The sequence below is a fragment of the Cupriavidus sp. 01L43 genome, assembly GCF_056399925.1.
In genome coordinates this window covers 11,816-26,162 of sequence record NZ_JBFTSH010000008.1, presented here as the reverse complement: position 1 = coordinate 26,162, position 14,347 = coordinate 11,816, and the positions used below count along the sequence as shown (strand labels likewise).

The window sequence follows — 14,347 nt, the reverse complement described above, 5'->3', positions numbered from 1 at the left end:
GACATCACAGCGACTGCAGGAACGCGACCACCGCGTCGCGGTCGGCCTTGGGCAGCGCTTCGAACTGCGTGCGGCTGCTGTCGGCCTCGCCGCCGTGCCAGAGGATGGCTTCCAGCATCGAGCGCGCGCGGCCGTCGTGCAGCAGGCGCACGTTCGCGTCGCCGCCCTGTACGAAGCGCAGCGAGCCAACGCCCCACAGCGGCGCGGTACGCCACAGGTTCGGCGCGGCGTTGGCTTCCCGCAGCGAGTCGGCCAGGTTCGGGCCCATGTCGTGCAGCAGCAGGTCCGAGTACGGGTGGATGGTCTGGTTGCGCAGCTCGGCGAACGGGTGCGTGTTGCCGGTCTTCATCGTCGCCGTGTGGCAGGCCACGCAGCGGACCTGGTTGAACAGCGCGGCGCCGCGTGCGATCAGGGGCGGGTCCACGTCATGCTCGGGCGACACGCGGATGCCGTCCGGGAAGCCGCTGCGCAGGCTGCGCTGGGCCGGCACGCCGATCAGCGACAGGTAGTGCGTGAGCCGTTGCAGTTCGCCCTCGGAGACCGAGGTGGCCGCCGAGGTGGTCCGGCAGTCCGGCGCGCCGCGCTGGCAGCCGCGCGTCGGGAACGTCGGCGAGGTCACGCCCATGTCCTTGATCAGCGCATCGCCCACCTGATGGCGCAGGCTGGCCTTCGACGCCTTCCAGCCAAAGCGGCCGAGGTGCGTCTTGCCGGTTTCCGGATCGACGATCCAGTTCGGAATGCCGCGCACGCCGTCGCCGTTGGCGTCGTTCGGGTCGGCCTGGGCCAGGATGGTGGCCTCGGGCAGCGCCTCGATCAGGCCCATGCCGATCACCTGCGGCGCCTGGCGCGCGGAGAACTGCGCGGGCGTGGGGCCCTTGAAGGCGAACACCGGCTTCACCAGTTCCACGCGCTCGCCGTCAGGCAGCGTGCGCACGGTCTTGTCGAGCGCCTGGAGCGTGACGTCGAACGGCGTCACCGTCGGGTCCTGGGCGTGCTGCTGCACGTTGTAGCCGTAGGCCGGGTCGGCGCGGCCATCGGCGCCGTTGGTCAGCATCGACATGGTGTCGAGCTTCGCCCCGATGCCGGCGGCCACGCTGCGGCCGTTGTTGGTATGGCACTCGATACAGCGCGGCTGGTTGTAGCGCGGGCCGAGCTGGCCGATGTGGGCCGTGAAGACCGGGTTGTCGGCGTCGTGCTCCGAGTGCTTGCCGTCGAGGAACGAGGTGTGGAACAGCCGGCGGCCTTCCACGAAACGCTGCGTGTTCACGATGCCGATGTTGTTCGCCATCTGCTGGAACACGCGCATTGGCTCCTCGGAGTAGTTGTACGAGATGCTGGCCTGGCCGCCGAGCAGCGTCTCTTCGGGCAGCGGCTCCGAGTCGAGGTTCGGGGCGATGCCGTACCACGGGCGCATGCCCACGCCCACCACGTAGAGCTGCTCGAACGAGTAGTAGCGGCTGCCGCCGCCGTCCACCACCGGGTCGCGCTTGAGGCGCGGCGCCGGCGCCAGTTCGACCTTGTCGCCGATCTTGAGCGGGCTGTGCGGATCGGTCCGCCAGTTCGAGTCGAAGGACATCATGCAGTCCTCCTTCGGCTGGCCTTCGCTACAGATCGGCAGGCCGCCCTGTTTCGGATTGTTGAAGCCGTAGTTCAGCGACCAGCCGTAGTCGCGCACGGTGGTGTCCAGGATATTGCGGAACAGGCTGAACGTGGTGCCGTCGAAGATGCCCTGGTTGACGCGCAGGTACACGTCCACGCGCGAGATGCCGGCCGGCACGTGGTCGTGGATCTCCAGGCCGAAGGTGCGGTTCTGGAAGTAGAAGGTCGGGAAGGTCAGGTAGCGGCCCGGGCCCGCATCGGGGGCGTCCCACGCCTCGCCGCGCTCGCGCGCGTGGCGCTCGGTCGGGCGCGAGCCCATCATCGTGACCAGCGTGCCGTCGGCTTCACGGTACTGGATCTGCTCGTTCATCGGCGTGCCTGCCGGGAACAGCGGCGTGTACCCGAGGGTGTCGCCGGCTGGCGTACTCGCGGGCGGCGCGCTGTCACCGCCGCCGCCGCCACAGGCGGCCAGCAGCAGGGTGGCGGCAACACAGACCGATAGGGCGGCGGATAGGCTCGTTAGGCGCGATAGGCGAGACGTGGCGCGATGCCCGTCGCGCCCCGGCCGAGGGCGTGATGTAAGGACCTGCATGGTTTGACCCCTTCGTTTTTGTTGAACAGCTTCCCGTTACTGCCGGCGGTCACTCTTCGGTGTCGCTCGTATTTGTCGCTGGGTTCATGACAGGTACATGACAAATGTCATGTATCGACATGGCCCGGCGCCCTGGTCGCATGATGCATGCGCAGGGCTGCCCCTACTTAATGGGGGTGAAAGTTAGCAAATGTGAACGGGAAAGTGTGGGCGACGTAGAGGGGTGTCGCGTTGGCGTCACACCGCCAACGCGATAAGCGTGTACCTAAAGAGGACGGGGGGAGATCAGGCGGAGGCCGCTTCGCCGCGCTCGGCAAGGATTTGCCGGATGGCCTGCTCGAATGCCTCGGGCGCCTGGCCGCCCGTGACGAGGTAGCGGTTGTCGAAAATAATCGACGGCACGGACGTGATACCCATGGCCTGGGACTGCTGCTCCTCGGCGCGGACTTCTTCGGCAAACTCGTCGCTGTCCAACACGGCGCGTGCCGCGGCGACGTCGAGCCCGGCCGACTCGGCCGCTTCCACCAGCACGGCGTGGCTGCTCGGATCCTTGCCCTCGCCGTGATAGGCGCGCAGCAGGGCTTCCTTCAGCGCCAGCTGCTTGGCCGGCGCCTGCTGGCCCGCCCATTCGAGCAGGCGATGGGCGTCGAAGGTGTTGTAGACCCACTCGCGCGGGCCGAAGGTGAAGCCGACCTCGGCGCCGCGCGCGCGGATCATCGTCTGGGTCTCGGCGATCTGCGCCGGCGTGCGGCCGTACTTCTTGCTGATGTAGCCGACGATGTCCTCGCCCTCGGGCCCCATCTGCGGGTTCAGTTCGAACGGATGGACGACGATCTCGGCCGCCACGGCGTCGCCCAGGCGGGAGAGTGCGACCTGGAGCGAGGACAGGCCGATCGCGCACCAGGGGCAGGCGATGTCGGAAACGAAGTCGATGCGGAGGGGTTGGGCTTGGGTCATGGCAATCCTGTTCGGCGCGCAAAAAAGCGATGACCGACAGGGTAGCCCGATTCGCCGCCCCTTGCAGGCGGCGGGTGTGACGGCGTAAGGGGGAGGGAAGGACTAGAGCCCTGAGATTGACTGCCCGGGCACTTGCCCGTCGATGATTTCAGTGCCGGCCTGTACCGCCGCGCGGCGTGCGCCGCCGAGGCTGTCCCACTGGCGGGCGAGCATCGGGAAGACCCGGACCAGGGCCGATACCGGATCGGTCCCTTCGCGGCAGATCACCACGGAGGCACTGTAGGTGCGGTCCGGGCGGCGTTCGTACCATTCGTGCGTCGCGGCATGTGTGTAGACCAGCGGGTAGATGTCGTACCCTTTGTAGCTGGCGCTCGGTGATGTGTCCATGGCCGCCTCCGGGAAAGTGGATGGGCCCACTGTACGCGCAATTCCACACCAAAACAGGCGCGCCCCGGGTTTATTTCACGTGGCTTTCCGAAAGATGCCCCGGGCGCGCTTTATGGCTGCCGGGCCTCACCCACGCGGCGATTCCTCGGCGATATTGAACTGCGCCTGCAGCGCGCGGATCTTCGGCGCCAGCGCCTCGCTGCAGGCCGCGCCGCTCTCGCCTTCCATCTTCGAGACGCTCCAGTTGCAGCCGTCGCCATCGGGCGCATTCCAGCAGACGTCGCCGAAGCAGCATCCCTTGCAGGCCGGGAGCTTTTCCTGCTCGGCGCGGATCATCGCGCGGACTTCGGCCTTGTTCTTGATCTGTCTCGACATGTCCCCTCCTGGTGGGCGTCGGGCGCCCGGTTTTGTGGTGATGGGTTAGTTATAGTGCATTCGGCGCGTTCGGATTCGCGCGGGATGGGGGGTCTGTCACCGACTTTTCACGCTGTTGTGCTAGCGTCGCGCGCTGGCGCACATCGTGTCGATCATCGACGAAGGGACAGGGGGTTTCATGCAATCCGGCATTGTCGAATCCGGCTATGGTTCCGATCCGGTGGGGCTCGTCAACGGGTTCCTGTTCGAGCCGGGGCAGCCGCCGCGCGAGATTCCATCCGCCGAGGCAGTAGCCTGGTTGCAGCGCCAGGATGCGGCGGACGCCGATCCGTCCCAGGCGCGTCCCCATGACGGGCCGTTCCTGTGGCTGCATTTCAACCTGTCGCACAGCGCCTGCGAGCGCTGGATGAAGATGCACCTCGGCCTGCCCGACGATTTCTTCGAGGCGCTGCGGCAGGGGTCGCACTCCACGCGCATCGAGCGCCAGGAAGACGCGCTGCTGGCCGTGGTCAACGACGTGATCTACAACTTCGGGGTGACCTCGACCGACATCTCCACCCTCTGGGCCAACGCCGACCACCGCCTGCTGGTGACCGCCCGGGCACGCCCGCTGCGCTCCGTGGACAAGCTGCGCGCCGCCGTGCGCCGGGGCGAGGACTTCCGCTCGCCGCTGGATCTCGTCGTGCACCTGTTGCGCGATCAGGCCGATGTGCTGGTACAGATCGTGCGTGAAACCGGGGTCAGCGTGGACCAGATCGAGGACCGCCTGCTGTCCCAGCGGCTGCAGGGCAACCGTGCCGACCTGGGCGCCATGCGGCGCGGGCTGGTGCGGCTGCAGCGCCTGCTGGCGCCCGAGCCCGGCGCGCTGTTTCGGCTGCTGAACCGCCCGCCGGCGTGGCTGCGCGAGGCCGACCTGCAGGCGCTGCGCGAGTCGACCGAGGAATTCTCGCTCGTGCTCGACGACCTCGCCGCATTGGTGGAGCGGATCAAGCTGCTTCAGGAAGAAATCGCCGCCAAGCTCAACGAGCAGACCAACCGCACGCTGTTCACGCTGACGCTGGTGACCGTGCTGGCGCTGCCGATCAACATCGTGGCCGGCTTCTTTGGCATGAACGTGGGCGGCATTCCGCTGGCCGACCACCCGCACGGCTTCTGGGTGCTGGTGGCGGTGGTGGGCAGCTTCTCGGTGCTGGCCGGGCGATGGGCGTTCCGGAAGCAGGCGGAGTGACCCGCACCACGCAAATTCATGCAATTGCCATGGGTCAGGCGTACGATATTTCGCCATAGCCGATGCAGGACATGACGGAGGATTTGCCATGGATTACAACGACGAAGCGCTGATCCGGCGCATCCACCGCGAGGTGGCGGACTACTACGACGAGGAACTGGAACTGGAGCTCGAGGACCGGGATCCTTCGGTGATCCAGAGCCTGCTGGCGCGTGAATCGGGGGGGCCCGGCGATAGCTCGGACGTCTCCGACAGCGAGGCCGAGCGCGCGGAACGTCACATGTACTTCCGCGAACTGTTCCGCCTGCAGGGCGAACTGGTGAAGCTCCAGAGCTGGGTGGTGGCCACGGGCCACAAGGTGGTGATCCTGTTCGAGGGCCGCGACGCCGCCGGCAAGGGCGGGGTGATCAAGCGCATCACGCAGCGGTTGAACCCGCGCGTGTGCCGGGTGGCCGCGCTGCCGGCGCCCAACGACCGCGAGCGCACGCAGTGGTATTTCCAGCGCTATGTGTCGCACCTGCCGGCCGCCGGCGAGATGGTGCTGTTCGACCGCAGCTGGTACAACCGCGCCGGCGTGGAGCGCGTGATGGGCTTCTGTACCGACGACCAGTACGAGGAGTTCTTCCGCTCGGTGCCGGAGTTCGAGCGCATGCTCGTGCGCTCGGGCATCCAGGTCGTCAAGTACTGGTTCTCGATCTCGGACGAGGAGCAGCACCTGCGCTTCCTGAGCCGCATCCACGATCCGCTCAAGCAGTGGAAGCTGAGCCCGATGGACCTGGAGTCCCGCCGCCGCTGGGAAGACTACACCCGGGCCAAGGAGACCATGCTCGAGCGCACCCATATTCCGGAGGCGCCGTGGTGGATCGTGCAGGCCGTGGACAAGAAGCGCGCGCGGCTGAACTGCATCCGCCACCTGCTGACGCAGATGCCGTACGTGGAGCCGTCGCAGCCGGTCATCGTGCTGCCCGAGCGCGAGCGCCATGCCGACTACACGCGCCAGCCGGTGCCGGACTCGATGATCGTGCCGGAAGTCTACTGATCCGCCAGATCTGGTCCCAAAGCAGCAAAAACGACAGAACGCGACAAATTCTGACAAATCCCTAAAGCACGGGTGACGCCCGCCGTTAAGACAGGACGCGCCCCGGCACCCTGCCGGGGGCTCACCTATTTCTTGGGAGTGTCCTGATGCGTCGCCTTGCTGTGCGTGGTTCTGATCTGTCCCTGTTTTCGCGGGGCCTGCCCGCGCTGACCGTCCTGGCGGCGCTTGCGCTCACCGCCTGCGGCGGCGGCGGTGGCGACAATGCCGCCACTACCACCACGACGCAGCAGCAGGCCGGCGACACCAACACGCCCGTAGTCCCGACGCAGCCGCTGCTGGTGACCGGCCTCGACCAGGCCTGCAGCGGCGTCCAATGCAGCGCCGCTACCAGCGCCACCTTCTCGGGCGCGGGCACCGGCATCTGGGGCCACACCAACGCCGGCGGCACCTCCGAAGACGTGCAGTTTTCGATCTCGGGCCTGCTCGGCACCTCGATCTCGCTGCTGCTGACCAATGTGAAGGACACCCTGGCGCTGATGCCGGCCGGGCTCTCCGCCAGCATGCTCGATGCCACCACGGTGACCCGCCTGTCGCCCCAGGCCCTGACCGCTGACGCCGAGGCCGAAGCCCGCCGCCGCGAGATCGCCGAATTCAACCGCACCGGCTGGGCCGAGAAGGTTGCCGCCGCGCAACCGCTGCGCCAGACGCTGGGCGTGCCGGCGCCACATGCCGTCGCCGTGCCGGGCGTGGGTTCGACGAAGTCCTGGTACCACACCGACGGCTCCACGCGCCCGGCCACGCTGCGCAAGCAGATGACCGCCACCGACGGCACCCTCGTCAACGTCTGGGTGGAAGACTCCCAGTACAACGTCGTCAACGGCATCGACTCGACCATCGTCGACGACCTGGGCGCCGCCTTCGCCGGCACGGGCAAGATCTATGACCTGCTGACGGGCATCGGCGGCGCGGTCTGGGGCGCAAACACGCATCCGGACACCGTGCTGCCCGCCGGCCAGCCGATCGACATCGTCATCCTGAACTTCGACGGCAACGGCGCCCCGGGCGGCACCGTGGGCTACTTCTGGGGCCTGCACAACCTGCTGAAGACGGCTGATTCGCGCAGCAACGAGTCGATTTCGCTGTACCTGGACAGCGAGACGCTGGCCCTGGGCGGCGCCACCGGCATGAAGGCGATGAAGATGACCATGGCGCACGAAGGGACGCACATGCAGAACTTCTACCGCCGCGCCGTGAAGATGGGCACCGCCTACGCGTACGACGACTGGCTCGAGGAAATGACGGCGATGCAGATGGAGGACTTCCTCAGCTACAGCATCGACCCGACCTACAACGCGATCCGCGATGTGCGCTTCCCGGACTTCTACCGCTACAGCGGCTTCAACTGCCCGCTGCTGACCTTCACGGGCGGCGGCACGTGCGAGAGCTACTCGGTCTCCGGCAGCTTCGGCGGCTTCCTGGACCGCCAGCTCGGGCTGCCCTTCTATAAGGATCTGCTGACGCGCCAGGTGGTGGGCTCCAAGACGGTGCTCGACCAGGCGATCCAGGCGGCCCAGCCGGGCCTGTCCTTCAACCTGGCGCTGACGCGCTGGGCGGCGACCAACGGCAGCGGCATGCCGGCGGACAAGGCGCCGACCGGCTACGGCTACCCGCGCTGGACCGACGGCACCTTCGAGCTGCCGGAGATCGACCCGTCCTCCACCGCCAATGCCGCGCTGCGCAAGCTGCCGGCGTCGGTGCCGACCTTCCTGCAGGGCCTCGGCACGCTGCCGCTGAAGCGCACGGCCACCAATGGCGTCTACAGCGACAAGGTGCGCCTGCCGGCCGGCGTGACGCTGTCCGTCGTGGCCTACTGATCGGTCCTGCCGGGTCCGATCGCTTCCCGGCATCCCCTATGACTTATAGCGCATGCCCGGGAACGCCTCTTCGAAGGTCAGCACGGTTCCCGTCAGCGCGCCGTCGTAGCCCGGCAGCGCGTTGACGCGTTCACGGTAGGCCGCGCTGCGCATGGCCGACACCGCGCCAGCCAGCGCCGGACTGTGCAGCGCCGCCTTTCCGATCGCAAAGAAATAGCGCTCCTTGAGCACGGGCACGAATTCGAGCCCGAAGCGGCGCGCTGCCGTCTCCACGCCGAAGCCCACATCGGCCATGCCGCTGCCGATATAGGCCGCCACCGCCGCGTGCGTGAACTCCCCATTGCTGAAGCCCTCGATCCGGTTCGGGTCGATACCGCGCCGCGCCAGCATCAGCTCCAGCAGCAGCCGCGTGCCCGAGCCGACCTGCCGGTTCACGAATCGCACGTCCGGCCGGACCAGGTCTTCCAGCGTTTCCACGCCAAGCGGGTTGCCGGGCCGCACAAAGAGACCCTGGGAGCGCACGGCGAGATGGATCAGGCAATGCGTCTCGGGCCGCAGCCAGGCGGCGAAGCGGTGCAGGGTATCCTGTTCGAGTGCCCCAATCGGCACATGAAAGCCGGCCACGTCGCACGCACCCTCGGCCAGCGCCGCCGCGGCTTCCAGGCTGCCGCAGTACTTCAGGTCGTGCCGCACCTTCTGTTCGTCGAGATAGTCGCGCAGCGCCGCCACCGCGAAACCGTGGCTGGCGTAGAGCCGCACGGCCGGGTCGGTGGCATCCATCAGCTTCTTCAGTTCGATTTCCAGTTCGGACGCCAGGCTGTCCAGCGTGGGCGAGAGCCGCGCCGCGATGCGCTTGCTGGCCCACACCAACTGCTGGGCCATCGGCGTCAGGGTGGATCCCCGTCCACGTGTCTTGGCGATCAGGGCGCCGCCGAACAGCGTTTCGGCGTCGCGCAGGATGCCCCAGGCGTAGCGGTAAGACAACGACACGGCCTCGGCCGACTGGGCGATGTTGCCGGTGGCCTCGATATGGCCAAGCAGGGCCACCAGCCGTGACACATCAAGGCTGGGCGCGGCCCGCGCGGCATCGGGGGCGGCGTCGTCGCGGATCTGGAGATGGGGCTCGATCGAGATACGTAGCATATGCAGAAAATAGCATATTGAACGCCAGAAATCACGGGCTTATAGTCGCGAAAAGGCCCAAAGAGCCAGCTGCGAAACCCCGGAATATGAAATAAATAGCCTATGTGGTCCCGGGGCCAGAACGATGACAAGCACGGAGACAACCATGCCGGACATCCCCAATTCCATTACGCGCATCGTCGATGCCCGGCGCAACATGCCGGGCGCGCTGCTGCCCATCCTGCACGAGATTCAGGACAGCCACGGCTTCATTCCCGCCAATGCGGTGCCGGTCATCGCCAAGGCGTTGAATCTCTCGCGCGCCGAAGTACACGGCGTGATCACGTTCTATCACCATTTCCGCGAGCAGCCGGCGGGCCGGCACGTGGTGCAGGTCTGCCGCGCCGAGGCGTGCCAGTCCGTGGGCGCCGACGCGCTTGCTGCGCACGCCAGCCGGGCGCTGGGCTGCGGCTTCCACGAGACCACGGCCGATGGCCGCTTCACGCTGGAGCCGGTCTACTGCCTGGGCCAGTGCGCATGCGGCCCGGCGATGCTGATGGGCGAACAGCTCCACGGACGCGTCGATGCGAAGCGCTTCGACGCGCTGGTGGCGGCACTGCCTGAAGCTACCGAGGCTACCGAGGCGGAGGTCCAGGCATGAGCACGACGATCTTCGTCCCGCGCGACTCCACCGCGCTGGCCCTCGGCGCCGACGATGTGGCGCGCGCCATCGAACAGGAAGCCGCCAAGCGCGGCGTGGACGTGCGCATCGTGCGCAATGGCTCGCGCGGCCTGTTCTGGCTTGAGCCGCTGGTCGAGGTGCAGACCGACGCGGGCCGCGTGGCCTACGGGCCGGTGGCCGCCAGCGATGTGCCCGGCCTGTTCGACGCCGACTTCCTGACCGGCGGCGCGCACGCGCTGGCCCACGGCCTGACCGACGAGATCCCGTTCCTGAAGAAGCAGGAGCGGCTGACCTTCGCGCGGGTGGGCATCACCGATCCGCTCTCGCTCGACGACTACATCGCCCATGAGGGCTACGCGGGGCTGATCCGCGCGCTGGCCATGGCGCCGGCCCAGATCGTCCAGGAAGTCACCGACTCGGGCCTGCGCGGCCGGGGCGGCGCCGCGTTTCCCACCGGCATCAAGTGGAAGACCGTGCTGGGCGCGGCGTCGGACATCAAGTACATCGTCTGCAATGCCGACGAGGGCGACTCCGGCACCTTCTCCGACCGCATGGTCATGGAGGGCGATCCGTTCATGCTGATCGAAGGCATGACGATCGCCGGCCTCGCCGTCGGCGCCGAGCGCGGCTATATCTATACCCGCTCCGAATACCCGCACGCGATTGCCGTGACCGAGGCGGCCATCGCCCTGGCCACGCGGGCCGGCTGGCTGGGCGATGACATTCGCGGCAGCGGCCGGCGCTTCCATCTGGAAGTGCGCAAGGGCGCCGGGGCCTATGTCTGCGGCGAGGAAACGGCGCTGCTGGAGAGCCTGGAAGGCAAGCGCGGCGTGGTGCGCGCCAAGCCGCCGCTGCCGGCCATCGAAGGGCTGTTCGGCAAGCCCACCGTCATCAACAACGTGATCTCGCTGGCCACGGTGCCGGTGATCCTGGCGCGCGGCGCCACGTTCTACCGGGACTTCGGCATGGGCCGCTCGCGCGGCACGCTGCCGTTCCAGCTGGCCGGCAACGTCCTGCAAGGCGGGCTGGTGGAGAAGGCGTTCGGCATCACGCTGCGTGAACTGCTGGTGGACTACGGCGGCGGCACGCGCAGCGGCCGGGCCATCCGCGCGGTGCAGGTCGGCGGGCCGCTGGGCGCCTACCTGCCCGAGTCGCGCTTCGACACGCCGATGGACTACGAGGCCTTCGCCGCCTTCGGCGCGGTGGTCGGCCACGGCGGCATTGTCGTGTTCGACGAGACCGTGGACATGGCCAAAATGGCCCGCTACGCCATGGAGTTCTGCGCGATCGAGTCCTGCGGCAAGTGCACGCCGTGCCGCATCGGCTCCACGCGCGGCGTGGAGGTCATCGACCGGATCATTGCCGGCGAGCAGCCGGTGAAGCAGGTGGCGCTGGTGCGCGACCTCTGCGACACCATGCTCAACGGCTCGCTTTGCGCGATGGGTGGCATGACGCCGTACCCGGTGCTTTCCGCGCTGAACGAGTTTCCGGAGGATTTCGGCCTCGCGCCGAAGTCCGCCAAGGCCGCCTGAGCCGGATCACCGAGCCAGATCAAAGAACGACGCGCCCCTCAGGGGCGCGCAGCCCTACGAAGTTTGACGGGAGACATCCCTTGAACGCACGCGACGATTTCGATTTTGGAACCCCGGTCAGCCTGTCCGAGACGCAGGTGACGCTGGAAATTGACGGCGTGGCCGTCACGGTGCCGGCCGGCACCTCGGTGATGCGGGCGGCGGCCGAGGCCGGTGTGGGCGTACCCAAGCTGTGCGCCACCGATTCGCTGAAGTCCTTCGGCTCGTGCCGGCTCTGCCTGGTGGAGATCGAGGGACGGCGCGGCTACCCGGCCTCGTGCACCACGCCGGTGGAGGCGGGCATGAAGGTCCGCACCCAGAGCGACAAGCTCGGCGACCTGCGGCGCGGCGTGATGGAACTCTATATTTCCGATCATCCGCTCGACTGCCTGACCTGCCCGACCAACGGCAACTGCGAATTGCAGGACATGGCCGGTGTGGTCGGCCTGCGCGAGGTGCGCTACAACGACGGCGCCAGCGCGGTGCCGGTGGCCACGCACACGGCGCTGACCAAGGACGAATCGAACCCGTATTTCACCTACGATGCCTCGAAGTGCATCGTCTGCAACCGCTGCGTGCGCGCCTGCGAGGAAACCCAGGGCACCTTCGCGCTGACCATCAGCGGGCGCGGCTTCGAGTCCCGCGTGGCGGCCGGCACGAGCCAGTCGTTCATGGACTCGGACTGCGTATCCTGCGGCGCCTGCGTGCAGGCCTGCCCGACCGCCACGCTGACCGAGACCTCGGTCATCAAGCTGGGGCAGGCATCGCACAGCACCGTGACCACCTGCGCCTATTGCGGCGTGGGCTGCTCGTTCAAGGCCGAGATGAAGGGCAACGAGGTCGTGCGCATGGTGCCGTACAAGGACGGCCAGGCCAACGAGGGCCACGCCTGCGTGAAGGGCCGCTTCGCCTGGGGATACGCCACGCACAAGGACCGCATCCTCAAGCCGATGATCCGGGCGAAGATCACCGACCCGTGGCGCGAAGTGTCGTGGGAGGAAGCCATCGGCTACGCGGCCTCGCAGTTCAAGCGTATCCAGGCCGAGCACGGCAAGGATTCGATCGGCGGTATCGTCTCGTCGCGCTGCACCAACGAGGAAGGCTATCTGGTGCAGAAGCTCGTGCGCGCGGCCTTCGGCAATAACAACGTCGATACCTGCGCCCGGGTTTGCCACTCGCCCACCGGCTATGGCCTGAAGACCACGCTGGGCGAGTCCGCCGGCACGCAGACCTTCCGCTCGGTGGCCAAGGCTGATGTGATCATGGTCATCGGCGCCAATCCGACCGACGGCCACCCGGTGTTCGCCTCGCGCATGAAGAAGCGCCTGCGCGCCGGCGCCAGGCTGATCGTGGCCGATCCGCGCCGCATCGACCTGGTCGATTCGCCGCACATCCGCGCCGACTTCCACCTGCAACTGCGCCCGGGCACCAACGTGGCGCTGGTGACGTCGATGGCGCACGTCATCGTCACCGAAGGGCTGCTGGCCGAGGCCTTCATCGCCGAGCGTTGCGAGGATCGCGCGTTCCAGCAGTGGCGCGACTTCGTGGCGCTGCCCGAGAACTCGCCCGAGGCCATGGAAGCCGTGACCGGCGTCCCGGCCGGGACGCTGCGCGGCGCTGCCCGCCTCTACGCCACGGGCGGCAATGCGGCGATCTACTACGGGCTCGGCGTGACCGAGCACGCGCAGGGCTCGACCACGGTGATGGGCATCGCCAACCTCGCCATGGCCACCGGCAACATCGGCCGCGAAGGCGTGGGCGTGAACCCGCTGCGCGGGCAGAACAACGTGCAGGGTTCGTGCGACATCGGCTCCTTCCCGCATGAACTGCCGGGCTATCGCCATGTGTCCGATTCGACGGTGCGCGGCGCCTTCGAGGCCGCCTGGAATGTCGAGATCAACCCGGAGCCGGGCCTGCGCATCCCGAACATGTTCGAGGCGGCGCTGACCGGTTCGTTCAAGGGGCTGTACTGCCAGGGCGAGGACATCGTGCAGTCGGACCCGAACACGCAACACGTGTCCGAGGCGCTGTCGTCGATGGAATGCATCGTCGTGCAGGACATCTTCCTGAACGAGACCGCCAAGTACGCCCACGTGTTCCTGCCGGGTTCGTCGTTCCTGGAGAAGGACGGCACGTTCACCAACGCGGAGCGCCGCATCTCGCGCGTGCGCAAGGTCATGCCCCCGAAGGGCGGTTATGCTGACTGGGAGGCCACCATCCTGCTGGCCAACGCGCTTGGCTACCCGATGCACTACAACCATCCGTCCGAGATCATGGACGAGATCGCGCGGCTCACGCCGACCTTCTCGGGCGTGAGCTACCAGAAGCTCGACGCGCTGGGCAGCATTCAGTGGCCGTGCAACGCCGACGCGCCGACCGGCACGCCGACCATGCACGTCGATGCTTTCGTGCGCGGCAAGGGCAAGTTCATCATCACCAAGTACGTGGCGACCGACGAGCGAGTCAATCGCAAATACCCGCTGATCCTGACCACGGGGCGCATCCTGTCGCAGTACAACGTGGGCGCCCAGACGCGGCGCACCCACAACGTGCACTGGCACGACGAGGACCGGCTGGAGATCCATCCGCACGATGCCGAGGAGCGTGGCATCAAGGACGACGACTGGGTGGGCGTGCAGAGCCGCGCGGGCGAGACGGTGCTGCGCGCCATCGTCAGCGAGCGGATGCAGCCGGGCGTGGTGTACACCACGTTCCACTTCCCCGAGTCCGGCGCCAACGTGATCACCACGGACAACTCGGACTGGGCCACCAACTGCCCCGAGTACAAGGTGACGGCGGTGCAGGTGATGCCGGTGGCGCAGCCGTCGTCCTGGCAGCGCGAGTACGAGGCGTTCAACCGCGAGCAGCTGGCGCACCTGCGCGCGGCCAGCGAGCCGGTGCAGGCGTCGGCGGAGTAGGGC

11 protein-coding genes are annotated in these 14,347 nt (G+C 67.6%); 6 read left to right on the top strand and 5 right to left on the bottom strand.

The annotated features are described in order from the left end of the window. Positions 1-4 precede the first annotated feature (4 nt). The 4 genes from AC1DP9_RS15070 to AC1DP9_RS15055 all read right to left on the bottom strand — a co-directional run bounded on the left by AC1DP9_RS15070 (position 5) and on the right by AC1DP9_RS15055 (position 3,910). Complete coding sequence (locus AC1DP9_RS15070) at positions 5-1,969, bottom strand: di-heme oxidoreductase family protein (RefSeq protein WP_477107801.1); 1,965 nt, start codon at positions 1,967-1,969, stop codon at positions 5-7. A gap of 507 nt (positions 1,970-2,476) precedes the next feature. Further along, entirely contained in the window at positions 2,477-3,148 is a 672-nt protein-coding gene (locus tag AC1DP9_RS15065; protein ID WP_477107800.1) for a DsbA family oxidoreductase, read from the bottom strand. A 102-nt stretch (positions 3,149-3,250) separates the two neighbouring features. Then, the gene (locus AC1DP9_RS15060) at positions 3,251-3,535 is read right to left on the bottom strand and encodes a hypothetical protein (protein ID WP_092298104.1); all 285 of its coding nucleotides are present in this window, start codon (positions 3,533-3,535) and stop codon (positions 3,251-3,253) included. A gap of 126 nt (positions 3,536-3,661) precedes the next feature. Next, positions 3,662-3,910: a hypothetical protein gene (locus AC1DP9_RS15055; protein WP_441591804.1), complete on the bottom strand. Its 249-nt coding sequence runs from the start codon at positions 3,908-3,910 to the stop codon at positions 3,662-3,664. Positions 3,911-4,088: 178 nt separating this feature from the next. On the opposite strand from AC1DP9_RS15055, the gene AC1DP9_RS15050 reads away from it, so the two are divergent. The 3 genes from AC1DP9_RS15050 (at position 4,089) to AC1DP9_RS15040 (ending at position 8,051) form a co-directional block, all read left to right on the top strand. Continuing rightward, positions 4,089-5,138: a transporter gene (locus AC1DP9_RS15050; protein ID WP_092298439.1), complete on the top strand. Its 1,050-nt coding sequence runs from the start codon at positions 4,089-4,091 to the stop codon at positions 5,136-5,138. An 88-nt stretch (positions 5,139-5,226) separates the two neighbouring features. After that, a complete protein-coding gene (gene ppk2 / locus AC1DP9_RS15045; RefSeq protein ID WP_477107799.1) occupies positions 5,227-6,177 on the top strand; it encodes a polyphosphate kinase 2 in 951 nt (316 codons plus the stop codon). A gap of 146 nt (positions 6,178-6,323) precedes the next feature. After that, positions 6,324-8,051, top strand: a complete 1,728-nt coding sequence (locus tag AC1DP9_RS15040) for a M30 family zinc metallopeptidase (protein ID WP_477107798.1) — start codon at positions 6,324-6,326, stop codon at positions 8,049-8,051. 36 nt (positions 8,052-8,087) lie between these two features. Here the strand turns inward: AC1DP9_RS15040 and AC1DP9_RS15035 are convergent, their stop codons facing one another. Next, positions 8,088-9,194: a substrate-binding domain-containing protein gene (locus AC1DP9_RS15035; RefSeq protein WP_477107797.1), complete on the bottom strand. Its 1,107-nt coding sequence runs from the start codon at positions 9,192-9,194 to the stop codon at positions 8,088-8,090. A gap of 145 nt (positions 9,195-9,339) precedes the next feature. On the opposite strand from AC1DP9_RS15035, the gene AC1DP9_RS15030 reads away from it, so the two are divergent. The 3 genes from AC1DP9_RS15030 to fdhF all read left to right on the top strand — a co-directional run bounded on the left by AC1DP9_RS15030 (position 9,340) and on the right by fdhF (position 14,344). Beyond that, a complete protein-coding gene (locus AC1DP9_RS15030) occupies positions 9,340-9,834 on the top strand; it encodes a formate dehydrogenase subunit gamma (RefSeq protein ID WP_477107796.1) in 495 nt (164 codons plus the stop codon). Next, the gene (locus tag AC1DP9_RS15025; RefSeq protein ID WP_477107795.1) at positions 9,831-11,387 is read left to right on the top strand and encodes a formate dehydrogenase beta subunit; all 1,557 of its coding nucleotides are present in this window, start codon (positions 9,831-9,833) and stop codon (positions 11,385-11,387) included. Before AC1DP9_RS15030 ends, AC1DP9_RS15025 begins: the two co-directional genes overlap by 4 nt. 80 nt (positions 11,388-11,467) lie before the next feature. Continuing rightward, entirely contained in the window at positions 11,468-14,344 is a 2,877-nt protein-coding gene (fdhF, locus tag AC1DP9_RS15020; protein ID WP_477107794.1) for a formate dehydrogenase subunit alpha, read from the top strand. Positions 14,345-14,347: the final 3 nt, after the last annotated feature.